Source organism: Micromonospora sp. KC721, from assembly GCF_004348355.1.
GTDB lineage: Bacteria > Actinomycetota > Actinomycetes > Mycobacteriales > Micromonosporaceae > Micromonospora.
Window position 1 is genome coordinate 1 of the sequence record NZ_SMJY01000047.1, and the last position, 25851, is coordinate 25851.

The following is a 25851-nucleotide window of genomic DNA, read 5'->3' on the forward strand; positions in this document are numbered from 1 at the left end:
TCACCGGCCGCCGCGAGTTGCTGCCCGAAACCATCGCCGCCATCGCCAGCCTCGTTTCCGACAAGTCGGCCGGTCTGACCTGGTGAAACACGCAGACTCAACCCATCAACTACTGCGCACAAGGTCGTTAGTGGTGGACTGCCGGCCGGTCGAGCGGATCAAGCCGCGCGACGCCGTGGCGTTCGCGGAAACCCGTCGGGCGTGTGAGCTGGTGGGATGGGAGTACCGGCTGGTCGGCGCGCCGGAGCCGGTGGTGGTGCGCAACGTGCGCTGGCTGGCCGGCTATCGGCATCCGCGTTACCGGTTGCCCGGGCAGGTGATGAGGCTGCGTGAGGTGTTCGCCGAGCCCGCGCCGTTGATGGACGGACTTGCTGCTGCCGGGAATCCGATCGCGGTGCTGCCGGTGCTGTTCCACCTGCTGTGGTGCGGTGAGCTGACCTGCGATCTTGATGTTCGGTTGCACGAGATGACTGTGGTGACCGCGGTCGGGGCGTGTTGATGGGCCCGAGGCGGTTGCCGGTGCTGCGCGTCGGGGAATGGGTGCGCTTCGGCGGCGACGAGCATCAGGTGGTGGCGCTGGCCGGCACCTCGGTGCGGCTGCGCTCGCGAGGCGGGGCCGCGCAGGTGGTGCTGCTGGCGTTCCTGCTCACCGCGGCCGACTTCGAGCTGCTCGACGACCAGCAGGCGGTGCCGGTGGTGGAGCCGTTCGGGCTGTTGGAGACCCTGTCGGCCGAGGTGCTCGAGCGGGCCCGCCGCTGGGAGCGGCACATCGTGGAGGTCGTCACCGGACGGGCGCCGGACGCCTCGGATGCCGCTCCGCCGCGGGCGGGCTACGACCCGGCGTCGAGCACGGTGAAGGACCGCAACGCGGCCAAGGCCGCCGAGCTGACCGCTGCGGGGCAGCCGACGTCGGCGCGCACCGTGACCCGGATGCGGCTGCGCTACGCCGAGCAGGGTCTGTGGGGGCTGGTCGACCAGCGGGTGACCCGCGGCAGCGACCTGGTCGGCCGGGCCGACGAGCGGCTGGTGACGGCGATCCTGGCCGAGTTGGACGCGCAGACCCACGCTTCGACGGGCACCCGCGGGCGACTGATGCGCCGGGTGAGAACTGCCCTGGACGCCGAGCACGGACCGGGAGTGGTGCCGGTTCCGGGCCGCAGCGCGTTCTACGAGCTGATCGGCGTGCTGGCCGGCGGCCGGCACTCGTTCGGCGCAGCGACCACCCGCCGCTCGCTGGCCAACCGGCCGCCAGCACCGTTTACCCCGACCCTGGCCACCCGCCCGGGCGAGCTGGTGCAGATCGACTCCACCCCGCTGGACGTGATGGTCCTACTGGACTCCGGCGTCCCCGGCCGGCCGGAGCTGACGATGGTCGTTGACGTCGCCACCCGCACGATCGCCGCAGCGGTGCTGCGCCCGGCCGGCACCAAGGGTGTCGACGCGGCGCTTCTGCTGGCCCGCACGCTGGTTCCAGAGCCGATGCGGCCCGGCTGGTCGGCCGCGCTGCGCATGTCCTCGTCCCGGCTGCCGCACGCCCGCCTGCTCGACATCGACGCCCGCTTGGAGGCGGCGGCGGCCAAGCCGGTCATCGTCCCGGAGACCATCGTCATCGACCACGGCCGGGTGTTCGTCTCCGAGGTGTTCACCCGGGCCTGCGCCCGGCTGGGCGTCTCGATCCAGCCGGCCCGCAAGGGCACCCCGACCGACAAGCCGATCGTCGAGCGGCAGTTCTCCTCCATCGGCACCCTGTTCTGCCAGCACGTCGCCGGCTACACCGGCTACAACGTCACCCGCCGCGGCGACCGGATCACCGACGAACCGCTCTGGAGCATGGCCGAGCTGCAGGACCTGCTCGACGAGTGGATCGTCGCCGGATGGCAGCACCGCCCTCACGACGGGCTGCGTGACCCCCACGCGCCCGGGCGGGCGTTCAGCCCCAACGACGCCTACGCCGCGATGGTCGCCGCGTCCGGCTACCTGCCGATGACGCTGTCCGGCCAGGACTACCTGGAGCTGCTGCCGCTGCGCTGGCGCCACATCAACGAGTACGGCATCACCATCGACCACCGCACCTACGACGACGTCGCCCTGCCCCACGGCGAACGTTCCACCGTCGCCGAACAGGGCGGCCGCTGGGAAGTCCACTACGACCCCTACGACCTGTCGCACGTCTACGTCCGCACCCCGGCCGGCTGGATCACCGCGGCCTGGACACACCTGCCGATGGTCGGTGCACCGTTCGCCAACTTCACCTGGCGACATGCCCGCAAGATGGCCGCCGAACGCGGCCTGCCAGACGACAACGAGACCGAAGTCGCCCGGGTCCTCGACGAGCTACTCACCCGCGCCGGCACCGGCCCAGCGGACAAGACCACCGCCCGGGTCGCCGCCCGCACCAGAGCCGCGCAGCGCCCGAGGCTGCCCGACGCGCAAATCATCGACCTACCCGTCTCCGCGCCTACCGTCGACGCGTCGCCGGTGGTGCCGTTCGGGCTGTTCGACGTCGACGCCGACGCCGAGCGGTGGCTGTGACCCGTAACAAAGCCGCCTACCTGGCGCGGGTCGCCCAGCGTCACCCCCGCCGCAAGCGCGCCTACGACCCGAGAGGCAGGGGCCCCGCCGTCATGGAACACCTCCGCGAACCCGACCACGATCAGCGGGTTCTGGCCGATGAACCGCTGACCACCAAGGAGGGCTGGGCCCGGTTCGTCGCCCGCCGCCCCACGTCCCCGGGCCCGGTCACACGGATAACGACGACGCGCGCATCGACTACCTGTCCGAGTTGGTCATGGTCAACACCCCGGTCGTTGCCGAGGTCGTGGCCACTGCGCGACGTCTGGTGCTGCTCAACCGCCGGCAGCTGTCCGCCCGCCGAGGGCTGATCGTCACCGGCGTCCCGGGCACCGGCAAGACCACCGCGATCACCGCGCTGGGCCGCACCCACGAGGTCGCGGTGCGCCGGCGGCATCCGCACGAACCGCACCGGCTGCCGGTCGTCTACGTCACCGTCCCTCCCGCGGCAACACCCCGAATGCTGGCCGTCGAGTTCGCCCGGTTCTTCGGCCTGCCGCTGGCGGCCCGGGCCAACATCACCGACGTGACCAACGCCGTCTGCGCCACCGCCGCGCACGTCGGCGTCGAACTGGTCCTAGTCGACGAGGTGCACAACCTCAACCTCGCCACCCGCGCCGGAGCCGAGGTGTCCGACCAGCTCAAATACTTCGCCGAACGGCTGCCCGCGACGTTCGTCTACGCCGGCGTCAACGTCGAACGCGTCGGGCTGTTCGCCGGGCCCCGCGGCCAGCAGATCGCCAGCCGCTTCACCACCATCCCCACCACCGCGTTCGCCTACGGCACCGCCGAACAGCGCACCGCCTGGCACGCCTTGGTCGCCAGCCTGGAAAGCACCCTGCCGCTGCGCGCTCACCAGCCCGGGACGCTCACCGCGCTCGACGAGTATCTGCACCGGCGCACCGCGGGCATGATCGCCCTGACGCAGGCTTACCGGCCCGGGTTGGCCGCGGTGGCTCGCTCGACCGCCCGATACACCGTCGAGCGAGCGACGCCGAACAGCTCCGCCAGCTCCGCGCCGGTGTGCTCGCCAGCGGCATGCAAGGCAACCAGGTGGGCCTCCTGCCGGGGGTTCAGCTTGGGCTGCTTGCCGCGAAGCCGGCCCTTGGCCTTGGCCACCTTCATTCCCTCGCGGGTCCGCATTCGCGCCAGATCCGCCTCGAACTCGGCCACCATCGCCAACGCCGTGAACAGCAACTTGCCCACCGGGTCAGTCGGATCGTGCACCGAGCCACCCAGGTTGAGCTTCACCTCGGCGCGGGTCAGCTCCTGCACGATCGCGTGCGCGTCGGCCACCGACCGCGCCAGCCGGTCCAGCTTCGTCACCACCAAGGTGTCCCCGGCCCGGCACGCCGCGAGGGCTTCCCGCAGTCCCGGCCGGCCTCGGTTGGTACCGGTCAGCCCCTTGTCGACATAGATCCGGTCTCCGCCCACACCCATCGCCTGCAGCGCGTCCAATTGCGACGTTAGGTCCTGCTCGTCCGTCGACACCCGGGCGTATCCGATCAACAGTTCACTCACCGCGCGACTGTACCGTTCAGCCCCCGCTCATCGGGCACCTCAACGGGCGGGTCTTACGGGACGACTCGACCAGCACGTTCGCCCGCCGGGTTCATGCCGGGCCGAGTGCCCGGTGGAGGGTCCCCAAACGGGACACCAGCAACAACACCTCTCCGTAACCGCCGGCGGCCACTACAAGATCAACTATTTGGCAGCTGGTGCCACGTTCGTTACCGGCACCCCGTCTTCGTCACGCGATGAATCAGGTCCTACGAACCTGATGTCCTCGGGCTTGATCACCAGCGGCACCCCCGAATTTTCGAGGGCACTGATGATCTGCTCCACGAGACGTTCCTCCTCGGCACGCCGGCGATCTCTCTCTTCGTCCTCCATCTGTTCGGCAGCTCGGGCGACCAACACCTCACGCAGCACCGTCACCTCAGGTGTCAACTCCAGCCAACCGCCGGCACGACCTTCCGCCCATTCGACCGACAGGCCGGCGTCCTGGGCCGCGCGAACGGCGAACGCGAGCTGAATCAGTGCGTCCATCTGCGCGGCGGCGGCGGCCCGGGTCTGCTCGGCCAACTCGAACGCTCGACGCCGCCAGTAGTCCAATGCTGTCGCGACGTTAAACGTGGCGGGCTTGGAGGTCAGCTCCGTCCAGCTCCACAGGTCGAGCGCGGCGCCGATGGCCACGGCCTCGGTGAGCTTGGGCTCGCGGTGGCCCTGCTCAAGCTTCCAGATCGTCGCCTGGGTGCAGGACTGACCGAGATCCTTGATTCTCTGCGCTAGCTCGGCCTGAGACAGGCCCTTCTCTTCACGGGTCTTGCGCAGGTTGATCGCGAAGTATTGCCCGACAGACCTATCCAGCGTCGCCACACACGGCTCCCATCTTCCAGCGACTCCGAAATAGAGTCGTACTTGACTTCCAAGCGTAGTGTACGGTGCTGTGGAGTCAAAGACGAATCCGAATTGGAGTCGAACGTGGTGAAGGAGTCACGGAACGCCGAGCGCCCGTACCTGCTCACCGTGCGGGCGAGCCTCGTCCTGGCGCTGAGCCTGCTGGTCGGCGGTACGGCCGGCGGACTGACCGTCGCGTCTGGCGGTGGCTGGGCGAGCGCCCTGCTCGCCGGCGGCGCGGCGGCCGGCGGAGCGATCGCATTGTTCAACCAGATCATCGACGATGGCGGCGGTGCCCGGTGACCCGCACTCAACCCGCGCCAGTCCGGGACGCGACCATGGCAACGCGGGTCGACCGGTCGGCGGCACGAGCGGCAACGCGCTCCGTGGTACCGGCTCTGCGGCATCACCGCGGAGTAATCGCGTCGGAGAGGACGTACGAGGCCCGGAGCGTCAACCGCTCCGGGCCTCGACCCATTGAAGCTTCAGTGAAGATCCGACTGGACCTCGGTCAGTCGAGGCCTTCGACGATGCGGAAGTCGCGTTCGAAGCCGTCGGGGAGTTCGGCCAGCGCCTCCTGGTAGGCCGCGCTCGCGCGTGCGGCGACCGCCTGTTCGAAGCTGTCGAACTCGATCAGGACGACGCGCTCGGCGATTCCGGCTTCGTGTGCGTCGACCCGGCTGCCGATGCTGGCAAGCACCCGCCCGCCCGCGGCCGCGACAGCTAGACCTGCCAGTTCGTTGTAGACATCAAGCTTCGCGGGGTCATCGATGGTGGGGTAGACGCTGACCCAGTAGCCCTTGGGCATGGAACCTCCAGTGTTGGGATGAGTGCTTCGGATTCCGAAGCACCGCCGCGATGTGCGATACTGCCGCTTCGGAATCCGAAGCGCAAAGTTGACGGAGAGTCATGAACGCGTCGCCGACGCCCATGCCGGGCCGGCCGGTCCGCGGTTCCACCACGGGCCGATCGTTGATGGCGGCACTGGACCTGTTCGGGCGCCGCTGGGCTCTGCGCATCATCTGGGAGCTGGGGAACGAGCCGCTCGGTTTCCGGCTGCTGCAGCGGCGCTGCGACGGCATGTCGTCAAGCGTCCTGCGGCAACGGCTCACAGAGCTCCAAGAGGCTCGGCTCGCCGAGGTGCTGCGCGACGGCAGCTACACCCTCACCCCGCTCGGCCACGACGCCCGCGAGGCCCTCGGTCCGGTCATCGAGTGGTCGCTGCGGTGGGCTGCCGAGCTTGCCGACGCCCCGCCCACTGCCGCCGAGGATGCCGGCGACAGCCAGCGCAACCGGTTCTGACAGCGGTTCGCGCGCGAGACACCTCAAATTTTCGGCTCGTAACCACAGGACTGGAGACCACGGAGCATGACAGAGTTCCCCTCACAGGCGGCGCGAACCGCCGTCGCCGCTGCCCTGGCCGAGGATGAGTCGGGCCAGGACATCACCACCGCGTGGAGCGTTCCCGAAGGCCTGGCGGCCGTGGCCGAGATCCGCGCCCGGCAATGCGGCATAGCCGGCGGTCTCCCCGTGGTCGCCGAGGTCTTTGCCCAGGTCGACCCCGAGGTCACAGTGGAAGCGCTCGTCCCCGACGGCACCCGGCTGACCGGCGACGATGTCCTGGTGCGCCTGTCCGGCTCGGCGCGCAGCCTGATCACCGGGGAGCGAACGGCGCTGAACTTCCTGCAACGCATGTGCGGCATCGCGACGCTCACCGACCGCTACGTCCAGGCCGTGGCCGGAACCGAGGCGCGCATTCTGGACACCCGCAAGACGGCGCCGGGCCTGCGCGCCCTGGACAAGTACGCGGTGAGCGTCGGCGGCGGCCGCAACCACCGGCTCAACCTCGCGGCGATGGTGCTGCTCAAGGAGAACCACATCGCCGCGGCAGGCGGCGTCACCACCGCGATCGACGCGGTCCGGCGCGGGATGGCGCGCACCGGGCAGAAGGTGGAGACCGATGTCGAGGTGCAGACCGTGGCGCAGGCCGTTGAGGCCCTCGATGCCGGGGCCCGCTGGATCATGCTCGACAACATGCCAGTGGCCGACATCGAAATGGTCGTGAAAATCCGGGCCGAGCGTGCCGACGCCTCCCTGATCATGCTGGAGGCCTCGGGCACCGTCCGTCTGGACAGCGTCCGCGCCATCGCCGAGACGGGAGTCGACCTCATCTCGGTCGGCGCGTTGACGCACAGCGCGCCCGCGCTGGACCTGACGATGCTGCTGACGACCGACCCGGTGCCATGCCCGAGGTAGTGGTCATCGACGCGTGTCAACGGCAGGGCCGGGGCGGCAGCCCGACCGCTGGCGTCGTTCACCGACGAGGAGCGATGCCGCATTCCCGGGGAACTGGACACTTCGCACGCCGTCTTCATGCGTGCCACCGGAGTTGAGCGCAGCCGTCCCTCGTACTCGCTCCGGTTCTTCAGCCCGGGATCGTCATCCCGTCTTTGACCAGGGCTGGAGTTGTTTTTCGGGTCAGACCGTCGGAAGGACGCCGTCGATCATGATGCCTGGAGTTGTTTTTGGGCAGTCGGACTGGCCGTTCTGACGTCCTGGGCGTTCAGCCACCGGCGGTGACGTGCTCGCACACCCGGCGGGGCCGATAGCCGCCCGGGACGTCGGCGCCGATGGTGTCCCAGAACGCCGACGAGCCGTCAATGTGCCCGCCCAGCGTGTGCCAGACGTAGCCGGGGTTTTCCCTGCGCAGCGCCGCGAGACCGGCGGCGGCTAGGCCGCGGCGGCGGTAGGCCGGCAGGGTGTGCGGCTGCTCGACTCAGCCGATCCGGCACCGATGACATATCTGGTAGTCGACCTCGAACACGAACTCGTCCCGTACGGACGCGTCATCGGGGTCGTGGCCGCGTAGGTTCGCCGCGCGCATCCGCCAGCCGATCCGCTCGTTCGAGACGGTGTCCTGCCACGGCGTGGCCAGCCGGGGCACGACCGGCCAGCCGGCCCGGCGCGGCCACCGGCCTCCGGTCAACCGCAGGAGCAGCTCGCGCCACGGCTCACGCCCGGACACCCGGCCGAGCATCGCCGTGCTGGCGACCAGGTCCCGAATCTCGGCATCACGCGAGTTGGTGTCGGTCATCGGTTGCTCAGTCCTCGCCGGCGTCGGCTCGCGCCTGCCCGGCCTGCTCGACCAGCGCGTTGGTCAGGTCCCGCAGCCCGGCCACGACGTTCCAGTCCGGCCGGACCGCCGGGTTCAGGCCGCGGGCCTTGGCGTCCTCCCAGATCCGGTCGACGTAGTCGTACAGCGCCTGCCGGGCCTGGAGCTGCGCTGCCCGGCCAGCGGCGTCGAGCGCGGCCAGGCCTGCCGCGTCGCGTTCGGCAAAGGCGTCGATCAGCTCGATCGCCATGCCCTGGTGGTCCAGTTCGTCGTCCACATTGACCATGCCGGTAACCCTATGGCATCGGACCATCACGCGAGTGTGCGCGATCGTGAGAGCCGCAACGGCCGGTAGTCGTCGGTGTCGAGCTGGGCGAGTCGGCGTTAGCGCCGCGCGATCCGGACTCCCTCTACCCCTGCGTGGGCGTGAGGGCTGCCCAGACCTGGCTGGTGCCGATCGGGTCGATCGCGCGCAGGTTCACCGGCACGTCGAGCACGACCAGGCGCCAGATTGAGCACGGCGACGTGCACGTGCCGTACCCCTTGGGAGCGGGGCCTGTACGGTCATCGAAGGCGTCTGGTACTCCGTCGAGCCGACTGCGGCGGACACCCTGACCAGGTGGCCGGCGGCGCTCGTCCGAGATCAGGCCGACTGCTTGACCTTCTCGGCCAAGAACTCCTACATCCGTGATGGCCAGCGGAAGGCGTACCCGTCGTCAAACTCCACCCCACCCACCGAGCCCCGGCGATGAGTTAGTCCGAGCTTGTGACTCGCTCCACCACTCAGCCGGCAGCGGCGCAGTGTCAACGTGCTGGATGAACAGGTCACGGTCACCTTCGACCAGGGACTCCCACCAGGCGTTGAAATCGGTTCATATATTCCACGGCATCGAGCGCAGCGCGCCGGACGCCGGCAACACGATCGGGCAGTTGGCACGCGCCCGGTGGACAGCCGCGATGATCGCCAGCGGCGATCACTGCTTCGGTTCGTCGCCCAGTTGGTGCTCCAGCTTGACGACCTGCAGTCCGGCCGCCTTGGCGCGCATCGCCATCCCGGTGTCGTAGGTGACCATGGTCACCGGCCGCCCGGCGAGTAGCTCGGCGGACAACGCTCGATCGATGATTTCCTCGTCGGGGATGTCATGCCGCACGTGCCCGGGTGGGTCAAAGATGATCTGGACGCGGACCTCCCCCCGGGCCACCCCATCGCTGATTAGCCGCGTGAAGTCGCCGGGACGGAGCATCCCGCCGCCGTCAGGCATGCACACCACCCGGTCGAGGACCGCCGTTGTGTAGGTCGCTCGCCACCGGTTGTGGACCTTGCTGTGCTGCTTCAGTTTGTCGAGCTCGTCCACCACGATCATCGGAACCAGCAGGCAGATCGGGTCGTGGCGGGTACCGAGAGCAGGTGCCAGATCAATCTCCTCCAGCTTCTGCGGATGGTGCAGGTAGACGTTGGTGTCAAGCACGACCAGCCGGTCGACCCGCACCCGGTGCGCGGACGCCGAACCGAAAGGATGTCTCGTAACTGGGTGAAGGCGTTGCTGGTCAACGGTGTTGGTGTCATCCGGTGAGGATGATGTTGTGGAGGTGGGAGATGCCGGATGCGGTGTCGGTCAATGTGTGGGCGGCGCGGCGGTAGCCGCGCAGGATCTTGAAGGTTTTCATGCGGGCCAGGGCGTGTTCGACCTGCGCTCGGACGGTGCGGTGTTGCTTGTTGAGGTCGGTCTTCCAGTCGGGTAGTTCGCTGCCGTCGGTGGGTTTGCGGTACGGGATGATGACGTCGGGGTTGCCGCGGTAGGCGCCGTCGGCCATGACGGGCCGGCCGGCGAGTTTCTGGTCGATGCCCGAGGTGCGGTAGACGATGGTGTCGTTGCGGTTGCCGGGTTGCGGGTCGCCGAGGCCCACGACGAGGCGGGTGTGGGCGTCGATGGCGACCTGCAGGTTCGTGCTGTAGCGGTAGTTCTTGCTCGGGGCGGCCAGCCGGTGGTCCCGGGTCGGGATGAGGGTGCCGTCGACGATGGTGATCTGGTCGACCCGCCGTCGGCGTACCGGGGCCAGCCCGAGCAGTGGGCCGAGGGTGTCGATGACCCGGTGCGCGGCGGAGTGCGACACCCCGAACAGCGGGCCGATCTGGCGCATGGTCAGGTTCGTGCGCCAGTACGCGGCGACCAGCAACACCCGATCGGCGAGGTCGAGAGACCACTGCCGGCCCGGCCGGCCATCGGCGATCGCGTCCCCGCCACGCTCGGCGACCAGACAGACCAGCCTACGGAACTGGGCGGGTTGCAGCCCGGCGAACGGGAAGATCCACTCCGAGCGGGACGCCGTGATCACCTGCACACAAACATGATCCACCATGGACCATCTACCGAGTTACGAGACGTCCCCTGCCCGCGGCTGCAGAGTGCAGGGCGGCGTGCGGCTGCAGACCCTGGCCGACGTGATCGCCCACCTCGACCACGTGCGGGCGCCGGCGTTGATGGACGCCACCGAGATCCGCGTCCGCCGGCCGACAGCGAAGCGGGCCGGACAGGGACAGTTCATCTCCGGCAAGTCGCGCACCAACGCCGTCAAGGCTCTCGTCATCACCGACGTCCAGGGGCGGCTGCTGTTCTGCGGCGCCACCGTGCGCGGCAGCACCGCCGACATCACCCAGGCCCACCAGGCCGGCCTCGTGGACTGGCTGAACCACACCAACGGGGTGCAGATCCTCACCGACGCCGGCTACCAAGGCCTCGGCGCCCAAACCCGAGGACAGGTGATCACCCCCACCCTGCGCCACCACAAGAAGGCCCTCGAGCGCATGCCCGGCATCGCCGAACTGCGCCAGGCCCAACGCCGCGAACACGCCCAGCGCCGAGTCCGCGTCGAACACGGCATCGCCCACCTGAAGAACTGGCGCAGCCTCGCCCGCCATCACGGCCGCCGCGAGATCACGACGCCACGATCCGCGCCGTCGCCGGCCTACTGTCCGACCCTCAACACACCGACCGCGGTAGGCCCATCGCCGCCCTCACCGCCGGCCCGGTGATGTAACCCCCGGCCAAGCCCGGAGCACCTCCTACGCCATCCACAACCATGCACGAGGTCGTTAGCCGATGGGCAGGGTCGACTCGCGAATCACGACGCGACCGGGGAACTCCTCCGAGCTGGGAACGGCACCATCGATAGCCGCGAAAAGCCGTTGGCCGGCCACCGCGCCGAGGTGTTTCAGGTTCATGTCGATGCTGGTCACGCGCGGACGAGCGTGGGCGGCAATCGCCTCCCAGTTGTCGAAGCCGATCACCGAGATCGCGCGGGGCACGTCACGTCCGACGTCGCGCAGCGTCTCCAGCACGCCGCGGGCAATCTGGTCGCTGCCGCAGAAGATGCCGTCGACCTCGGGATGTTGCTCGACGACCATCCGTGCTGCGGCCCGCCCCCAGGACTCGTCCCACGACCCGAAGTACGGCCGGTCGCCGACCATGCTCAGGCCCGCGGCGGCGAGCGTCGCCGCCGCGCCGGCGGCACGGTCCCGGGCCGCCTGGAACCCGGCCTCACCGGTGATGTGGGCGATGCTGCGCCGGCCACACGCCAGCAGATGTTCGATGGCAAGCCGTCCACCGCCCACGTTGTCGACCGTGATCGAGATATCGGCCGGATCCGCGGACGGGGCGTAGACATAGACGACCGGTACGGGGATGTTGCCGGCCAGTGGCGGGCGGGGGTCGGTGCGGGAGCCGACGACTATCAGGCCGTCCACCCGCCGGGACAGCAGCGCCTGTACGTGGTGCTTCTCCCGGATCGCGTCACCGCGCGCATCGCACAGGAAGACCGAGACCTGACCCGCCCCGAAGGCGTCCTCCGCGCCCATGAGGATGGGAATCGAGAAGCGCCCCTCCAGGTCGCTTGTCAACAGGCCGACCGTCCCAGTCCGGCCACTGAGCAGTCCGCGGGCCAGGGCGTTCGGCGCGAAGGACAGCAACTCCGCCGCCTCCAGCACCCGAACCCTGGTGGCCGCCCTCACCTCGCCTCGCCCGTTGATGGCCTTGGACGCGGTGGCAACCGACACTCCGGCGAGCCTGGCCACATCGGTGAGCCTGGGCGGGCGGTTGGCGGGGACCGCGGACTCGGTGGTCATGCGATGCTTCCTCCCAGCGACCGTCACAGGCAGGGTGCTCGTCGATGAGCTGCTGACCGCGGAGCCGGGCAGCCCTCAAAACAGTCAGCCCTTGGTGGAAACACATCCTAAAATGTTTTCAGCGGTGTTCCGGCATGGTTACGGCCCCGTCGCACCTTCAGCCCGTCTCGTGCGGAGCGCTCACCGGGATCCAGACGCGCATCGTCGACGGCCCGCGATTGGCCCAGGCGCGGTACTCCACCAGCGGCACCGTGTAGATTTCCTCGCCGACCACCCCCGCCGACCCGGCAGCGTCGGTGTGGTAGGGCCATTCGTGATCCCGCAGCCGTACCCGCCGGCAGCTCACCGTGACCCTGCCGTCGACCACCCTGGGCGGCTGGCTGGTGTCGACGCGAAGCTCGTCGACGTTCTCGACACCCGGGACGTCCACGGACTCCAGAGCGAGCACGAGCGGACCGTGCTCCACGGCGACACAGCCACGGATCGCGTCGATGCGAGGATCCGGGTAGGTGAACCGAGGTGCCACCGGCAGAGCCAGCAGGACCTCGTCGCCTCGCCGCCACCTCCGCCGCTCGGTGACCATGCCCGGGCCGACCGGCCGGGTCGCCCCGTCGACGGTCACCGTGCCACCCTGGCCCGCCCAGCCCGGCACCCGCAACGACAGCGACCAGGGGTCGTCGTGGTCACTGTCGATCCGCACCCGGACCTCCCCGCCATGGGGGTAATCGGTGGCAATGGTGAGGCACAGGTACCGCCCGTCGGCCCGGCGATGCTCGACGGTGCCAGGCATGTACTGGTGAAGCTGGAGGCCCTCGTCGTCGGACGTGGCGACATACGCCGTCAAGCTGGCCAGGCTGCGGGCAACGTTGGTCGGACAGCAGGAAACCTCGAACCAGGGAGCCCGCATCGACGCCGCCGCGCGAAGGCTCGGCCGGTCGACGTCGGTGGGGGTGCCGAGCTCACGACGGTGCAGGGTGTTGGTGTAGAAGAAGCTCCGCCCGTCGGCCGACGGCGAGGTCGACACCACGTTCAGCAGCGTCCTGTCGATGAGATCGGCGTACCGGGAATCGCCGTCGGCGAGCAGTAGCCGCCACGCGAGCATCACCGAGCCGACCCCGGCGCAGGTCTCGGAGTAGGCGCGGTCGGAGGGCAGCATCCAGTCCTCGCCAAACGCTTCGTCCTGGTGGCGGGAGCCCTGTCCCCCGGTGACGTACGTGCGCCGCGCCACCGTGTTCTCCCACTGGGCGCGGACCGCGTCCAGCAGGATGACGTCCTTCAGCTCGACGGCGACGTCAACGGCGCCGGCGGCGAGGTAGTTTGCCCTTACCGCGTGCCCACGCAGAACGGTCGCCTCCCGGACGGGCAGGTCGTCCTGGAAGTACTCCCGGCCGAACTCCACATCACTGAGCCGGCCGTGGCCCCGCCGGTCGACGAAGCGAGCAGCCTGGGCCAGGTAGCGGTCATCACCGGTGGCCCGGGCGAACTCCACCAGAGCTGTCTCGATCAACGGATGCCCGCAGATGCTGTCGATGCCGTCGGGCCCGAATGTCTCGCACACGTTGTCGGCGGCACGGCGGGCGACCTCGCGAAGCCCGTCGTCCGCGTCCGGCCGGGTCCGGATGCGGGCGACCGCCGCCTGCAGAAGATGACCGACGCAGTAGAGCTCGTGGCCCCACTCCAGGTCAGACCACCGCGGTGCCTGCCCTGACCGGCCGAACCTGGTGTTGAGATAACCGTCGGGCTCCTGCGCCCCGGCCACCCGCAGCACTATGGCCCGGAACCTGGACTCAAGACCGGCATCGCCGGTCCGGCCGATCTCCCACGCCAAGGCTTCGAGGAACTTGTAGACTTCCGAATCGGAGAACTCGCGCCCGCGGCGCTGCCGGGAAGGTTCACCCCGCACAACAAGGTCGAAGTTCCGGATCCAGCCTTCCCGTTCGAGCCAGTGCCCGATGTGCTCGAGGGTGGCGGCGCTGTTGATCGACTGCCGCTCTGCCCAGAAACCGCCGGAGAGCCGGAATCCGGTCAACCCCAATGGTCGATACCGGCCGCGGATCGGCAGGACAGGTGCGGCGATCGGTGCGGTGCCGCTCATGCTCACCCCTTCAGCGCGCCGGACATGAAGCCGCGCACGTAGTGTCGTTGAAGCATCAGGAACAGAACGATGCACGGCAGGGCGAGAACGACGACGCCCGCTTCGGTCGCCCCGTAGTCGACGACACCCTGGACCTGACCGCGCAGATTGGACACCGCGAGCGGAAGGGTCATGCGTTCGCTGTCGTTGATGAGGATCAGCGGCGCCACGAAGTCGTTCCAGGCGGCGAGGAACGCGAACAGGCCGACGGTGATCAGACCCGGCTTCACCGCAGGCAGCAACACTCGCCACAGTGCGCTGAACGACGAGCACCCGTCGACCAGCGCTGCCTCATCGAGCTCGCGCGGCACCGCCTCGAAGGAGATGCGCATCAGAAAGGTGGAGAACGGCAACTGGAACATCGTGAGCACGAGGGCCACGCCAACCAGGGAGTTCTGCAGCCCTACCTGATTGAGCAGCACGTAGAGCGGGATCAGCAACGTCGCGTAAGGAACCATCAGGATGGCAAGCGTGACCAGGAACAGCAGGTTCTTGCCGGGAAAGCGGAACCGCGCGAACGCGTAACCGCCGAAGAGGGAGACCAGCAGCGTCAGGGCGACCGTGAGCAAAGAGACGAACGCCGAGTTCGCGAGGTAGCGCCAGATGCCGGCCTGATAGTGAGCCAACGTCTGGTAGTTGCCGAACCCCCAGCCCTCCACCTGGTTCGTGCCGGCTTGCGGGGCGACCGAGGCTACCGCCGTCCAGATGAGCGGAGCCAGGAAGATGAGTCCCAGGGCTCCGGTGAATACCCAGTACGGCGTGCGCAGGGCGACACCGGCGATGGTGACGCCGTTCGATCGGCGGGGCACGGCCGCCTCGGCGACGCGGCACCGCGGTGGTCGGCCGGCAGCGGTCGAGCTGGAACGGGAAACAACGGCCATCGGCGTCAACTCTCCTCGGACCGGAAGGCACGCAGCTGCAGCGCATTGACGAAGATCAGGGCCACCAGCACGATGAGGGAGAGCGCCGCCGCGACACCGAGGTCGTTCTGCCCTTGGAACGCCACCATGTAGATGAGCTGGACAATGGTGATCGTGCTATTGTCCGGGCCGCCCTTGGTGAGGATGTAGAACTGCTCGAAGGCGAGCAGCGAGCCGGTCACGCAGAGCACGGTCGTCAGTGCCAGCGTCGGGCGTAGCAGCGGCAGGGTGACCATCCGGAAGATCTGCCATCGGCTGGCACCGTCCGAACGGGCGGCCTCGAACACATCCGCCGGTATGCCCTGCAGGCCGACGAGCATGAGCACCATGTAGAAGCCGGCGTAGCGCCACACGATGAGGAAGGTCGTGGAGAAGAGTGCCGCGTTCGGTGAACCGAGGAAGGTGAAGCCCAGGGCATCCATCACGGGTGCCAGCGGGCTCGCGTACGGTGAATAGAGCACATAGAACAACAGGGACGCCGAAGCCAGCCCGAGGGCGCTGGGAATCAGGAACGACGCACGCAGCAGGTTGTTCCAGCGTCCCGACTCCTGGATTAGCAGGGCCAGTCCCAACCCGAGAGCCAGCAGCAGCACGGTCGCGAGAAGGGTGTACTTGACGGTGAACACCACCGAGTCGGCGAAGAAGCGGTGGTTGATCGCCTTCACGAAGTTGTCCGGGGCATTGACTCCCTGGTCGCCGGTCAGCAGCGGCCACCTCGACACCGCCATCCTGATGACGAGCAGCAGCGGCACAGCGAACAGCGCCACGACGAACACCGCGGTCGGTGCCGCGTAGAGCCAGCCGAGCAGGCCCTGGCGGCCACCGGGACGGACGCGGCCACGGATCGCCGCACTGGGCGAGCGAGACGGCGTCGTGACTCTCATGGGAACCTCTCGTACTCGGCGGGGTGGGCGGTCGACGCATCCGGGTCGTGTCCCGCCGCAGCGGGTGCCAACCCCGAAGCAGCCGCTGGCCGGCACCCGCCCCCCGCGCGGTGGACGTCTACTGCTTGAGCACGGCGGTGATCTCGGCGTTGTCCTTCCGCAGGTCGCCGCTGCCGTTGAGCACCTGGTTACGGACGAGGGTCAGCCACGGGCTGTTCGGCGCGTTGAACGCCTGCTGGAAGTTCAGCGCGACGGGAGTGTCACCCTTGCCGGCCACCTCGTTGATGGTCACCAGCCGCGGGTCCTCGGCGGCGTACTTGTTGGTCGCGAGGTCAGCGCGCGACACCACGTCCTTGTTCTTCGCCAGCACCTCGACCTGGGCGTCCTCGGACATCATCCAGCTCAGGAAGTTCCAGGCCTGCGCCGCCTTCTTCGAGTCCTTGGAAACACCGATGCCGTCACCACCGACAAAGGTGGAGGCCCCACCGTCGGGGCCGGGAATACCGGCGACACCGACGTCGAACGGGGTCGAGGAGAGCAGCGTCGCCGGGTAGAACATCAGACCGACCTTGCCCTCGGTGAATCCGGCGGTCCAGGTGGGGCCGGTCTCGCCGGCCGAGGAGGGCAGCACGGCGCCGGACGTCCACAGGTCCCGCCAGGTGTGGTAGACCTTCTGGGCGGTGTCGTCGGCGAGCTTGGACTCAGTGCCGTCCCCGTTCAGCACCTCACCGCCGCCAGCCCAGATGGCGGGGAACCAGGTGAAGACTAGGCATCCGCCGCAGTTCAAACCGGCCGCCGTGCCGTACACGCCGTCTTTCTTCAATGCCTGGACCGCCTTGGCGGCGGAGGCGTACTCCTGGAGGGTTGCCGGGGCCTTCTCCGGGTCCAGCCCGGCGTCCCGGAACAGTTGCTTGTTCCAGAACAGCATCGACAGGTCCAGCACGAAGGGCAGGACGTGCTCCTTGCCGTCGAGCGTCCCGGCCGAGAGGTGCCCCTTGTTGATGGAGCCCTTGAAGCCAAGGCCGTTGATGTTGGTGCTCAAGTCCTGGAACAGTCCCTGGTTCACCCAGCTCGGCACGTAGACGATGTCCGCGGCGAAGAGGTCCGGAAGAGCCCTCGAGCCCGCAGCCGCACCGACCTTCGCGACGTAGTCGTCATTGGGAACGACGGTCAGCTTGACCTTGTTCTGGTGGCTGGAGTTGTAGGCGTCGACGAGCAGCTTCGCCTGCTTCTCCAATGGTGCGCGGGTCCACAGGGTGAGCTCGGTGCCGTCATCGATGCCGTTGGGTCCAGCCTCGGCCGCGCTCGAGCCGCCCGGGTCGTCGCTGCTGCACGCGGCCGCGCCGACAGCCAGCGCCGCCACGAGGACTCCTGCCAACGAACGTAGGGCAGAACGCCTGCCCAAGGTCTCTCTCATGACTCTTCTCCTAGGGTTCATCCTTCGAAGGGAGTTGCTGAGCTTCCGCGAGCCGACGCGTGTTCGTTCTCGACGAGGCGGGACCGGAGCCGCTGCGCCAGCCGGTAGCAGGTGTTGATCCAGCGGACGCGTTCGGCGAACCATGACTGACCGGCCACGGCATGCGGCACGGACCGCGACTGTCCACCCAGGTGATGACGCCCGTATCGTCGACGGCGGGGTCCACACTGGCTATGAGGGGTGTCGAAGGCGCATCTACCTTGCACCGTTTCCGTGAGCGATGCCCGCTACGTCCTCATCGCCGCCGCCTCCCGCTGGTCCGGCGCGGCTCGTGCATCACGTCGTGACCGCCGCGGCCAAGGTGGTGCGTATCACTTCCTGCCGCCAGCCTGTCGCACGAAAACGATTTCGGCAAGGTGTCGGGGCAGCAGGTCCGAGCTGCCCTCACGATGACCCGATCGCCCCGGTCTGCGTACGGCACCACCGGTCTTGAGGGCGGGCAACTAACCACCAGGGGTCGTGAAAAGGCTACGAAAGCGTTTCGGCGTCGGGCACCGGCGCGGTGGCGAGCGCCGCGTTGCGGGGCATCTACATGCAGGCCGGCGGTGTCTTCCTGCAACCGATCCTGGCGTTGCTGGAGCAGAAGAAACTGCTCAAGCCGACGGGCCAGCAGGGCCACATCACAATCGTCTCCAACGACGACATCCCGCAGGAGCTCGATGCCCTCCACAAGGGCCACATCGACGCGGCGGCCTCCCAGCCTGCCGACCTCTACGCCAAGTACACCCTCTACTACGCCAAGGCCGCGGCCGAGGGCAAGCCCTTCAACCCGGGCGAGACCGACTACGGCTCCACCATCGTCAAGATCCCGAACGGCGGGGAGGACCAGCTTCCCGCGCCGCTGGTGACCAAGGAAACGTGGACAAGTCCCTCTGGGGCGACAACGGCGGCTGACAGCCAGCAGGCCCGTCGGTCACGTCGAGGGGCGGACAGGCCCCGCCCCTCGACACCGCACCCGCCCCGGCCATCGGTGCCGGCAATCTGGCCCCGGTTGCCGAGGCAACCGGCATCAGCAAACGATTCGGCGCGACCATCGCACTGCGCGACGCCCGGTAGCTGATGGAGAAGTGTGCGCCGTGCCAAAAGAGCCTATGTTCGATACTGAACAAGACCTGCTCATCGCGGACGTCGCTGACCCATATCGCCGGTCACGGCTGCGGCCTGGGCGCACGACGCTGGGTCGTCGAGCAGACCATCGCCCTGCTGCACTGGTTCCGCCGCCTGCGCATCCGCTGGGAGATCCGCGACGACATCCAAGAAGCCTTCCTCACCCTCGCCTGCGCCATCATCTGCTGGCAGCGGGCCTGTCTCGCTGACGGCACCCCTCTTGTCAACCTGCCGGCAGCAGAGAGGTCTCCGTATCTTTGATCATGTGCGGTAGACGACGTCGGACAGGCGCCCCTTCAGGCAGCGCATGGCTTCCTGGTGGGTTTTGCCTGCGGCTCGTTTTCGCCGGGGTGGTTCACCGAGCCACGCTAGCGACACGATCTTCCTTCATATGAGGAAACGAAGATCTTGGATCAAGAGCCGCCCTAAAGATGGACGGCCGCTCGGCCATGCGCCGCGCGGCCGGGAGGTCCACACCGGTGAGAAGTAGGTGGCGTGCCGAACCACCACTGACGGGTCTGGGGCTACTTACGCTGCCCGCATGACCAATCTCGCCAAGCTCGCGGCTACCGCCACCGAACATGCCCAGAAAAACCAGATGACACTCGTGCCCACCGCACCACAGCGCGACTTCGGCCCAGAAGTGTGCATCGATCCCAACCGATTGGGCCTCCCCTCATTCCTTGACCTGGCAACCAAGATCGGAGGTGGCGTGCTGTATCTGGACGCTAACCCATTCAATCCTGAGGCCGGATCAGATCTTGGCGAGCTACCCGAGGATCTGACCAGACACAAAGGAGAAGTTGGTTTTGTCCGACTCGCGTTCGCAGCAAACGGCATCGTTCACTTCTGGGAGCGCAGCACTCCCTGGTACGAGGAGGCGGAGGCACTCAAGGACGCAGCCTCGGCACGCCTGCCCCGGCAAGGGCTCTACGCCCACGACACCGACAGTGATCAAGACGACCGGCTCGACGAAGAGACACAGAAGCGTCTCGCTAACGAGCTGGCGGAGAAACTCCTAGCCAATCCAGAATTTCGGGCGGCGAAGATTGGCCCTCGGCAGCGCATCGGGCAGATGGCCATCCCCGAGGGCACCCACCGTCACGTCGGCTGGGAGGCGCTACGCATGGCCAGCGAACGAGCTGAAGACATGGCCAGGTCGCGATACGCCGAGCTCGTTACCCGCCTGGACGAGCTGGCCCCGCAGTTGCTCTCGGACGCCACCTACCAGCACGCCAGCTCGCCCGGTGCCCGCAAGCAGGCCGCTGAGCAGTTCCTCATCCCCCACGGCGACGGCTTTCCTCCGCCAGCCTATGTACGCGACGAGCTGTACGCGCGAGCCCAGAAGCTCCTCAAAACCAAGGGCGCCACCAACCTGTTCTAGCCTTGACCCAGAGTCAGTCTGTACACGCGGCGCCCTGTTCGAGCGGACCAGCCGCAAGGTACGACTCACCCCGCTCGGCGAGCGGCTTCGCGACCGGCTTCACACGGGCTACGGCGAGATCATGGCAGGCATCGACGAGGCCACCGCCACCGCTCGCGGGCAGACCGGCACCCTGACCGTCAGCACGTTCCACATCCATCACCAGGAGATCACGGCCGTGCTCGACATGTTCCGGCAGCGGCATCCGAAGTGTGAGCTGCGCATGCGCGAGACTCTCGTGGCCGACCCGTTCGGCGGACTGCGCGCCGGCCGGATCGACGTCGCAGTCACCAGAACCCGTACGCTGAGCGCGGCTGCGTTGCTGACCAAGGTTTACGGGGGCACGATGAGTGATTCTCAGCGCTCGTCGCAGGACGGTCCGCCATCGCTACCGCCTACTTCGCACAGCTGATCGGGGTACCGTTCATCGCTGTCGTTCCGGGCAAGACGTCACCGGCGAAGCGGGAAGAAATCGAGCGGTACGGTGGCACCTGCCACCCGTTCGATCCTCCGGCGGCAATCTACAACGAGGCTGCCCGGCTTGCCGCCGAGCTCGGCGGGCACTACCTCGACCATCTCACCGGGCTGTACGGCACCTACCTGTTCGATGACCTGACCTAACGTCGCAGAGCCGCCACGCCCGCCACGACGGCAGCCAGCTCGCCGCGCGAGGAGACGCCGAGTTTGGGGTAGGCGTTGTAGAGGTGGTAGCCGACGGTTCGAGGGCTGAGGAACAGCTGAGTGCCGATGTCCCTGTTGCTGCTGCCCTTGGCGGCGAGGAGGACCACCTGCAGTTCCTGAGCGGTGAGGCGGGCCAACGCGTCGGCGTCCTCGATGCGGGAGGGCCGGCTCTCGCCCGTGGCGCGCAATTCGGCGCCCGAGCGTGCGGCCCAGGGCTCGGCGCCCAGCCGTTCGAAGGTCTGCAAAGCAGCTCTCAACATGGTGCGGGCCTCGGTCCGCCGGTGCTGTCTGCGCAGCCATTCGCCGTACAGCAGCTGCGTGCGGGCCCGCTCGAACGGTGGGTCCGCGTCATGGTGGTGCAGGTCAACGGCGCGGATCCAGGTTTGCTCAGCGCCGTCGAGCAATGCCTGGCAGCGGGCGGCGATCGCCCGTGCCCACGGGTGTGCGATGTGATCGGCCCAATCGGCGTACTGGCCGGCGGCCCGCCGCCCGAGCTCGGGCTGACCCGCCCGGACCGCCGCTTCGACGAGGTCGGGCAGGCTGTGTACGGTCACCAACCTGTTGGTGCTCTCCGCCACCGGTAGGAGTTTCTCCAGCGCGGCTTCGTGCCTGCCCATGCCGAGATCGAGCAGGGCCGTAATGGCCGTGGCCCGCGAGTGGCTTGGCGCGGCACCGTGGGCCGCCATGTCGCTCGCGAACCGCCCGCACTCCGCTTCGTTGCCCTCGATCGCGCAAAGGTGGGCGAGCAGCGCCCAGTGGAACACCAGTTCGCGGCTGTGGCCGATGTCCTCGGCGATGCGGGCGCCCTCGTTGGCGCTGATCCTCGCGTCCTGGTGCGCGCCGAGCCAGAGCTGGGTGCGGGCGAGCAGCATCAGCGCGCGCGGCAGTACACCGATCGCGCCTTGGGCCCGGCTCTCGCGCTCCAGCGCGACGGCTCGGCGGTGCGCGGCGGCGTAGTCGCCGAGCAGGATCTCCCACCAGGCGATCTTGGCGTCCGTCCGGAGGCCGGTTGGATCGCCGGTCAGGTCCCGGTCGAGCAGCAAGCGGATGGCCCGCGCCGCGTCGGCCGCGCCGCCCTCCGCTGCGGTGAGCGCGCCGATGTGGACCGCTACCGCCTCGATGCGGGCCGCATCCGGCAGGCGCAGCCGTCGTGCCTGGTCGGCCACCGTTCGCACCGCCGGAAAGTCTCCGGCGCTCCAGGCCGTCTCGATGGCCGCGAAGAGCAGGCCGGTGGCGAGGTCGGGCGCCCGCTCGGCGACGGCGTCGGCCGCCTCGGCCAGGAGCTGACGTGCGGAGGTCGCGCTGCTGCGCTCGTCGGCAAGGCCGGCGCTGATCCTGGCCATCTCGGCTGTGGTGAGCGGGTCGGCGACCAGGTCGGTGGCGTCGTGGGCGAGACCGGCCGCACGTTCGTGTTGTCCCGCGTCGGAGGCCGCCTTGGCCGCGGCGGCCAGGCGACGCCCGCGCTTGCGTTGGTCGACGCTGATCTTGGCGGCGCGTTCGTAGGCGGCGGCGACTGCGGCGTCTCCACCGCGACGTCGCGCGCTTTCCGCGCTGCGTTCGAGTTCGGCCGCCACGCGCTCGTCCGGTCCGGTGGTCGCCTCGGCCAGATGCCAGGCCCGCCGGTCGCCGTCGAGCACGTCGGCGAGGGCCCGGTGCGCGGCCAGGCGGCCGCTCACGGTGGCGCCACGGTAGGCGGCCGTTCTGATCAGAGGGTGCCGGAACACCAGGCGGTCACCCGCCATGCCCAGCAGCCGTTGCCGCTCGGCGGGCTCCAGATCGGCCACGTCCGCGCCGAGCAGCTTCGCCGCCGCGAACACGCTCGCCGGATCGCCGTCGGCGGCGGCGGCCACCAGCAGCAGCGTCTGGGTCGCCTCCGGCAAGCTGGCGATGCGGTCGGCGAAGGTCTGCTGGATGCGGCTGAACATGGAGGTCGCGCGCATGCCGTACGGCTCCGCGGCGAGTTGACCCTCCCGTTGGGCCGAGGGCAGTTCCAGCAGGGCCAGCGGGTTGCCCTCGGCCTCGTGGAGAATTTGCTCCCGGACCTGCGCGGGCAGGTCGGCCGCCTCCTCGGCGAGCAGGAGTGCCGAGGCCTCTGGTGGCAGGCCCGTCAGCGTCAGCTCGGGCACCCCGGGAGCGGGGAACGCCGGAGCGTGCACCTCACGGGCGGCGAACAGCATGACGACGCCTTCGGCCTCCAGCCGCCGGGCGGCGAACAGCAGCGCGTCCGCCGAGGCGTGATCAAGCCAGTGCGCATCGTCGACGACGCACAGCACCGGCCGCTCCTCCGCCAGGTCGGCGAGCAGTGTCAGCACGCCCATGCCCACCAGGAAGCGGTCTCCTTCCGCCGGATCGGCCAAGCCCAGCGCGGCCCTCAGCGCCCGCGCCTGCCCGTCCGGCAGCCCGTCGATCCGCTCGACTGTGCTTTTGAGCAGTAGGTGCAGGCCCGCGAACGGCAGTTGACGTTCCGTCTCGATCCCGGCTCCACGGATGACCCGCAGGTCGGCGGCGGCCCCGACCGCGTGGTCGAGCAGGGCGGTCTTGCCGATCCCGGCCTCACCCCGGAGAAGGAGTGCACCGCTCGCGCCGCCGCGGGCGCCCTTCAACAGCCGGTCGATGGCGGCTATTTCAGCAGCGCGTCCGTGGAGCATGCCCGGAGCGTACCGTTCGGTCGGGTCACGGGATCAGTACCACCTTGCCGGTTGTGACCCGGGATTCCAACTCGGCGTGTACGGCTGCGGCGTCCGCGAGCGGAACGCGCTGCATGAGCGGAGTCATCAGACCGTCGCGCACCGCGGTGAGGGCGCGCTCCTCCAGCATCCGTACGCCGCCCGGCCGCTTCGCCAGGCCCGATCCGGGCGCGGCGCGCCAGCTCAGCGCGCGTTCGTACAGCTCGCGCGCCGACACCTCGGCGGGCTGCCCGCTCAGCCAGCCGTAGACGACCACGCCGCCGCCGTAACCGAGCAGGTCCACGGCCTGCCGGCCGAGGTCGCCGCCGATCCCGTCGAGCACCAGGGTGACGTGCCGTCCGTCCAGCTCCGCAGTGACCCGTTGCGCCCAGTCGGGCTGGCTGTGGTTCACGGTGAAGGTGGCGCCCAGCCTGCGGGCGATGGCGGTCTTGGCGACGCCGCCCACCGCACCGACAACTGTCGCGCCCGTGCGCGCCACCATCTGGACCAGCATGCCGCCGACACCACCTGCCGCACCGAGCACCAACACCACGTCCTCCGGGGTCACCCGGGCCACGTCCAGGACGCCCAGCGCGGCCCGCCCCGTGACGATCGCCGCCACGGCGGCCTCCTCCGGCAGGCCGTCCGGAATCTCGTGTAGGGCGGCGACCTCACGCACCGCCAGCTCGGCGTAGCCGCCGCTCGCCAGCCCCAGGCAGGTAACGACCCGCCGGCCCAGCCAGCCGGCCGGCACCCCCTCACCGAGGGCCTCGACCACGCCCGCCACCTCCCGGCCAGGGGTCATCGGCAGTTCGGGCAGCCACCGGTAGGTGCCGGCCCGGACGGCGAGGTCGAGCCGGGAGACCCCGGCGGCGCTCACCTTGACCCGCACCTGTCCGGGACCCGGTCGGGGCTCGGCGACGTCCTCCTGGTAGAGCAGCTCCCGTGCGCCGCCGAACCGGTACTGCCGGGTCGCCCGCATCGCTCAGCTCCCGTACGGGTGCTCGGCCCGGGCGCTCTTCAGCGCGCGTCCCCACCACAGCAACTGGTTCATCAGCCTCTCGGCGGCGCGCCCGGGCCCCGCCGGGTCAAGGTGTCGGCCGTCGTCGTCGAACTGGTTCCAGGGATTGGTGAAACTGATCGTGTCCCTGATCGTGACCGCGTGCAGTTCGGCGAATACGCCACGCAGCGCCTGGATCGCGTGCTGGCCGCCGGACGTCGAACCGTAGGAGACGAAGCCCACGGGCTTGGCCTGCCACTCCGAGTAGTGCCAGTCGATGACGTTCTTGACCGGGGCGGGAAAGCTGCGGTTGTACTCCGGCGTCACGAACACGAACGCGTCGGCCGTCTGCAGCCGTCGCGCCAGATCGGACGTCTGGGGCGCGGGAGGCACGCTCGCCGGCAGCACCATCGGCAGGTCGACCTCGGCCAGATCGATCACGTCGATCTGCGCACCGTCATGCGCCTTCGCCTGAGCGATGAACCAGTCGGCCACGACCGGACCGAACCGGCCTTCCCTGGTACTGCCGACAATGACCGCCACGTTCAGCATGTTGGCTCTCCTCATTCGGGGACGATGTTGACGAGGACGACGCTAGAAGGGATGGCGGGTCGCCTCCTCTGTCGAACGACTGGGTTTCCCCGACCGGGTTCGGTGGCCGGTCACCGGGTCGCTCGGGCCCAGTCACTTGACAGAGGCCCGTACGGGCCGGCCGTTCCTAGCGTTGACCTCATGAACAACAACATCACCGCCAGGCTCCAGTTCACCTTCGATGTGCCCTGCGTTTGGTCGTACTTCGCCTTCGCCCGGCTCCGGCGGGCACTGGCGCGCTTCCGCGCCGACGGCGGGCGGGCCGAGGTCGTGTTCCGTCCCTTCCAGCTGGCTCCGGACGCGACGGTGGCGGGAGAGCTCAAGACGGACGTGCTCCGCCGCGCCTTCGGCGGTGACATCGAGGAGACCGTGGCCGAGATCACCGCCCTGGCAGCGCAGGAGGGACTGCTGTTCCGGCATCACAAGGCGATTTTTTCCAACACCTTCGAGGCACACCGCCTCATTGCCCTGGCCAGCCGGCAAGGGCTGGGCGAGGAGATGGTCGAGCGGCTGTTCCGCGCCCACCACACCGACGAACTCAACATCGCCGACGTGGACACGCTCAAGCGGCTCGCCGCCGAGGTCGGCGTCCACTGGAGCGACGACGACGACGACGAGACCCGCGCGGAACTTGACCGGGTGCGGCGCTCGGGCGTTCGCGGCGTGCCGGTGTTGCAGTTCGCCGACCGTCCGGCGATGACCGGCGAGCAGTCCGAACAGGACCTTTTCGCCGCGCTTGCCAAGGCATGACATCCCAACGCG

The 25851-nt window shown here is 68.9% G+C and carries 27 protein-coding genes and 1 pseudogene; 13 read left to right on the forward strand and 15 right to left on the reverse strand.

Going from position 1 to position 25851, the window contains the following annotated elements:
* From E1182_RS11220 to E1182_RS32165, 3 genes and pseudogenes are all read left to right on the forward strand, one after another.
* Nucleotides 1-499 (forward strand): TnsA-like heteromeric transposase endonuclease subunit (locus E1182_RS11220; protein WP_132263802.1); only part of this gene is annotated, 499 nt, incomplete at its 5' end.
* On the forward strand, nucleotides 499-2532 hold the full coding sequence (locus E1182_RS11225; protein WP_132263805.1) for a Mu transposase C-terminal domain-containing protein: 2034 nt from the start codon (nucleotides 499-501) through the stop codon (nucleotides 2530-2532). The genes E1182_RS11220 and E1182_RS11225, both read left to right, overlap by 1 nt.
* 256 nt (nucleotides 2533-2788) lie before the next feature.
* Nucleotides 2789-3280, forward strand: a pseudogene (locus tag E1182_RS32165) (ATP-binding protein); the annotation flags it as partial.
* Between the two features lie 221 nt (nucleotides 3281-3501).
* On the opposite strand, the gene E1182_RS32170 reads toward E1182_RS32165, so the two are convergent.
* Together E1182_RS32170 and E1182_RS11235 are read right to left on the reverse strand one after the other, a co-directional pair.
* Nucleotides 3502-4092, reverse strand: coding sequence for a recombinase family protein (locus tag E1182_RS32170; RefSeq protein ID WP_371687535.1), 591 nt, complete (start codon nucleotides 4090-4092; stop codon nucleotides 3502-3504).
* A gap of 183 nt (nucleotides 4093-4275) precedes the next feature.
* Entirely contained in the window at nucleotides 4276-4950 is a 675-nt protein-coding gene (locus tag E1182_RS11235) for a helix-turn-helix domain-containing protein (protein ID WP_132263807.1), read from the reverse strand.
* A gap of 108 nt (nucleotides 4951-5058) precedes the next feature.
* Between E1182_RS11235 and E1182_RS11240 the strand changes: the two genes are divergently transcribed.
* A complete protein-coding gene (locus tag E1182_RS11240; protein WP_132263810.1) occupies nucleotides 5059-5274 on the forward strand; it encodes a hypothetical protein in 216 nt (71 codons plus the stop codon).
* 208 nt (nucleotides 5275-5482) lie between these two features.
* On the opposite strand, the gene E1182_RS11245 is transcribed toward E1182_RS11240, so the two are convergent.
* Nucleotides 5483-5779: a DUF1330 domain-containing protein gene (locus E1182_RS11245; RefSeq protein WP_132263812.1), complete on the reverse strand. Its 297-nt coding sequence runs from the start codon at nucleotides 5777-5779 to the stop codon at nucleotides 5483-5485.
* Between the two features lie 101 nt (nucleotides 5780-5880).
* On the opposite strand from E1182_RS11245, the gene E1182_RS11250 reads away from it, so the two are divergent.
* Both E1182_RS11250 and nadC read left to right on the forward strand, forming a co-directional pair.
* Nucleotides 5881-6273 carry a helix-turn-helix domain-containing protein gene (locus E1182_RS11250; RefSeq protein ID WP_132263814.1) on the forward strand — a complete coding sequence of 131 codons (393 nt, stop codon included), beginning with the start codon at nucleotides 5881-5883 and terminating at the stop codon, nucleotides 6271-6273.
* 66 nt (nucleotides 6274-6339) lie between these two features.
* Nucleotides 6340-7227, forward strand: coding sequence for a carboxylating nicotinate-nucleotide diphosphorylase (gene nadC / locus E1182_RS11255; protein WP_132263816.1), 888 nt, complete (start codon nucleotides 6340-6342; stop codon nucleotides 7225-7227).
* Between the two features lie 520 nt (nucleotides 7228-7747).
* On the opposite strand, the gene E1182_RS11265 is transcribed toward nadC, so the two are convergent.
* The 4 genes from E1182_RS11265 to E1182_RS11280 form a co-directional block, all read right to left on the reverse strand.
* On the reverse strand, nucleotides 7748-8065 hold the full coding sequence (locus tag E1182_RS11265; protein ID WP_132263818.1) for a hypothetical protein: 318 nt from the start codon (nucleotides 8063-8065) through the stop codon (nucleotides 7748-7750).
* A 7-nt stretch (nucleotides 8066-8072) separates the two neighbouring features.
* The gene (locus E1182_RS11270) at nucleotides 8073-8369 is read right to left on the reverse strand and encodes a hypothetical protein (protein ID WP_132263820.1); all 297 of its coding nucleotides are present in this window, start codon (nucleotides 8367-8369) and stop codon (nucleotides 8073-8075) included.
* A gap of 688 nt (nucleotides 8370-9057) precedes the next feature.
* Complete coding sequence (locus tag E1182_RS11275; protein ID WP_165942583.1) at nucleotides 9058-9552, reverse strand: PIN domain-containing protein; 495 nt, start codon at nucleotides 9550-9552, stop codon at nucleotides 9058-9060.
* Between the two features lie 94 nt (nucleotides 9553-9646).
* A complete protein-coding gene (locus tag E1182_RS11280; protein WP_132263825.1) occupies nucleotides 9647-10426 on the reverse strand; it encodes a transposase family protein in 780 nt (259 codons plus the stop codon).
* A gap of 76 nt (nucleotides 10427-10502) precedes the next feature.
* On the opposite strand from E1182_RS11280, the gene E1182_RS32175 reads away from it, so the two are divergent.
* Nucleotides 10503-11117 carry a transposase family protein gene (locus E1182_RS32175; RefSeq protein WP_165942584.1) on the forward strand — a complete coding sequence of 205 codons (615 nt, stop codon included), beginning with the start codon at nucleotides 10503-10505 and terminating at the stop codon, nucleotides 11115-11117.
* Between the two features lie 60 nt (nucleotides 11118-11177).
* Here E1182_RS32175 and E1182_RS11290 read toward each other — a convergent pair whose 3' ends face one another.
* The 5 genes from E1182_RS11290 to E1182_RS11310 all read right to left on the reverse strand — a co-directional run bounded on the left by E1182_RS11290 (nucleotide 11178) and on the right by E1182_RS11310 (nucleotide 17507).
* The gene (locus E1182_RS11290) at nucleotides 11178-12206 is read right to left on the reverse strand and encodes a LacI family DNA-binding transcriptional regulator (RefSeq protein ID WP_132263830.1); all 1029 of its coding nucleotides are present in this window, start codon (nucleotides 12204-12206) and stop codon (nucleotides 11178-11180) included.
* A gap of 157 nt (nucleotides 12207-12363) precedes the next feature.
* Nucleotides 12364-14301: a glycoside hydrolase family 127 protein gene (locus E1182_RS11295; RefSeq protein WP_132263832.1), complete on the reverse strand. Its 1938-nt coding sequence runs from the start codon at nucleotides 14299-14301 to the stop codon at nucleotides 12364-12366.
* 2 nt (nucleotides 14302-14303) lie between these two features.
* Nucleotides 14304-15221, reverse strand: coding sequence for a carbohydrate ABC transporter permease (locus tag E1182_RS11300; RefSeq protein ID WP_243706167.1), 918 nt, complete (start codon nucleotides 15219-15221; stop codon nucleotides 14304-14306).
* A 5-nt stretch (nucleotides 15222-15226) separates the two neighbouring features.
* Nucleotides 15227-16144 (reverse strand): carbohydrate ABC transporter permease, encoded by a 918-nt coding sequence (locus E1182_RS11305; RefSeq protein ID WP_132263835.1) that lies wholly within the window; start codon nucleotides 16142-16144, stop codon nucleotides 15227-15229.
* 118 nt (nucleotides 16145-16262) lie between these two features.
* Entirely contained in the window at nucleotides 16263-17507 is a 1245-nt protein-coding gene (locus E1182_RS11310) for a sugar ABC transporter substrate-binding protein (protein ID WP_243706168.1), read from the reverse strand.
* Between the two features lie 616 nt (nucleotides 17508-18123).
* Here E1182_RS11310 and E1182_RS11315 point away from each other — a divergent pair.
* The 5 genes from E1182_RS11315 (at nucleotide 18124) to E1182_RS32985 (ending at nucleotide 20772) form a co-directional block, all read left to right on the forward strand.
* Nucleotides 18124-18681, forward strand: coding sequence for a hypothetical protein (locus E1182_RS11315; RefSeq protein WP_207921358.1), 558 nt, complete (start codon nucleotides 18124-18126; stop codon nucleotides 18679-18681).
* The gene (locus tag E1182_RS31660) at nucleotides 18681-18989 is read left to right on the forward strand and encodes a transposase (protein ID WP_207921359.1); all 309 of its coding nucleotides are present in this window, start codon (nucleotides 18681-18683) and stop codon (nucleotides 18987-18989) included. The genes E1182_RS11315 and E1182_RS31660 overlap by 1 nt, the downstream gene beginning before the upstream one ends.
* A gap of 280 nt (nucleotides 18990-19269) precedes the next feature.
* A complete protein-coding gene (locus tag E1182_RS11325) occupies nucleotides 19270-20112 on the forward strand; it encodes a hypothetical protein (RefSeq protein WP_132263840.1) in 843 nt (280 codons plus the stop codon).
* Nucleotides 20113-20233: 121 nt separating this feature from the next.
* The gene (locus E1182_RS32180; RefSeq protein WP_243706169.1) at nucleotides 20234-20563 is read left to right on the forward strand and encodes a LysR substrate-binding domain-containing protein; all 330 of its coding nucleotides are present in this window, start codon (nucleotides 20234-20236) and stop codon (nucleotides 20561-20563) included.
* A gap of 14 nt (nucleotides 20564-20577) precedes the next feature.
* Complete coding sequence (locus tag E1182_RS32985; RefSeq protein ID WP_371687536.1) at nucleotides 20578-20772, forward strand: hypothetical protein; 195 nt, start codon at nucleotides 20578-20580, stop codon at nucleotides 20770-20772.
* On the opposite strand, the gene E1182_RS32815 is transcribed toward E1182_RS32985, so the two are convergent.
* Genes E1182_RS32815 through E1182_RS11350 form a run of 3 tightly spaced genes read right to left on the reverse strand, consistent with a single transcriptional unit; the run spans nucleotide 20769 to nucleotide 25050 of the window.
* On the reverse strand, nucleotides 20769-23480 hold the full coding sequence (locus E1182_RS32815) for a LuxR family transcriptional regulator (protein ID WP_132263844.1): 2712 nt from the start codon (nucleotides 23478-23480) through the stop codon (nucleotides 20769-20771). The two genes, E1182_RS32985 and E1182_RS32815, sit on opposite strands and share 4 nt — an antisense overlap.
* Before the next feature lie 25 nt (nucleotides 23481-23505).
* Nucleotides 23506-24480: a zinc-binding dehydrogenase gene (locus E1182_RS11345; protein ID WP_132263847.1), complete on the reverse strand. Its 975-nt coding sequence runs from the start codon at nucleotides 24478-24480 to the stop codon at nucleotides 23506-23508.
* Nucleotides 24481-24483: 3 nt separating this feature from the next.
* A complete protein-coding gene (locus E1182_RS11350) occupies nucleotides 24484-25050 on the reverse strand; it encodes an NADPH-dependent FMN reductase (protein ID WP_243706170.1) in 567 nt (188 codons plus the stop codon).
* A 180-nt stretch (nucleotides 25051-25230) separates the two neighbouring features.
* On the opposite strand from E1182_RS11350, the gene E1182_RS11355 reads away from it, so the two are divergent.
* Nucleotides 25231-25839 (forward strand): DsbA family protein, encoded by a 609-nt coding sequence (locus E1182_RS11355; protein WP_132263852.1) that lies wholly within the window; start codon nucleotides 25231-25233, stop codon nucleotides 25837-25839.
* Nucleotides 25840-25851 lie beyond the last annotated feature (12 nt).

Bases quoted from the DNA above. Each gene is read 5' to 3' on its own strand.
- E1182_RS11345 (WP_132263847.1), bottom strand. From the start codon at position 24,480: ATGCGGGCGACCCGGCAGTACCGGTTCGGCGGCGCACGGGAGCTGCTC.
- nadC (WP_132263816.1), top strand. From the start codon at position 6,340: ATGACAGAGTTCCCCTCACAGGCGGCGCGAACCGCCGTCGCCGCTGCC.
- E1182_RS11350 (WP_243706170.1), bottom strand. From the start codon at position 25,050: ATGCTGAACGTGGCGGTCATTGTCGGCAGTACCAGGGAAGGCCGGTTC.
- E1182_RS11270 (WP_132263820.1), bottom strand. From the start codon at position 8,369: ATGGTCAATGTGGACGACGAACTGGACCACCAGGGCATGGCGATCGAG.
- E1182_RS11300 (WP_243706167.1), bottom strand. From the start codon at position 15,221: ATGGCCGTTGTTTCCCGTTCCAGCTCGACCGCTGCCGGCCGACCACCG.
- E1182_RS11355 (WP_132263852.1), top strand. From the start codon at position 25,231: ATGAACAACAACATCACCGCCAGGCTCCAGTTCACCTTCGATGTGCCC.
- E1182_RS11295 (WP_132263832.1), bottom strand. From the start codon at position 14,301: ATGAGCGGCACCGCACCGATCGCCGCACCTGTCCTGCCGATCCGCGGC.
- E1182_RS11265 (WP_132263818.1), bottom strand. From the start codon at position 8,065: ATGACCGACACCAACTCGCGTGATGCCGAGATTCGGGACCTGGTCGCC.
- E1182_RS11250 (WP_132263814.1), top strand. From the start codon at position 5,881: ATGAACGCGTCGCCGACGCCCATGCCGGGCCGGCCGGTCCGCGGTTCC.
- E1182_RS11245 (WP_132263812.1), bottom strand. From the start codon at position 5,779: ATGCCCAAGGGCTACTGGGTCAGCGTCTACCCCACCATCGATGACCCC.
- E1182_RS32815 (WP_132263844.1), bottom strand. From the start codon at position 23,480: ATGCTCCACGGACGCGCTGCTGAAATAGCCGCCATCGACCGGCTGTTG.
- E1182_RS11325 (WP_132263840.1), top strand. From the start codon at position 19,270: ATGACCAATCTCGCCAAGCTCGCGGCTACCGCCACCGAACATGCCCAG.
- E1182_RS32180 (WP_243706169.1), top strand. From the start codon at position 20,234: ATGGCAGGCATCGACGAGGCCACCGCCACCGCTCGCGGGCAGACCGGC.
- E1182_RS11290 (WP_132263830.1), bottom strand. From the start codon at position 12,206: ATGACCACCGAGTCCGCGGTCCCCGCCAACCGCCCGCCCAGGCTCACC.
- E1182_RS31660 (WP_207921359.1), top strand. From the start codon at position 18,681: ATGGAGAAGTGTGCGCCGTGCCAAAAGAGCCTATGTTCGATACTGAAC.
- E1182_RS11225 (WP_132263805.1), top strand. From the start codon at position 499: ATGGGCCCGAGGCGGTTGCCGGTGCTGCGCGTCGGGGAATGGGTGCGC.
- E1182_RS11305 (WP_132263835.1), bottom strand. From the start codon at position 16,144: ATGAGAGTCACGACGCCGTCTCGCTCGCCCAGTGCGGCGATCCGTGGC.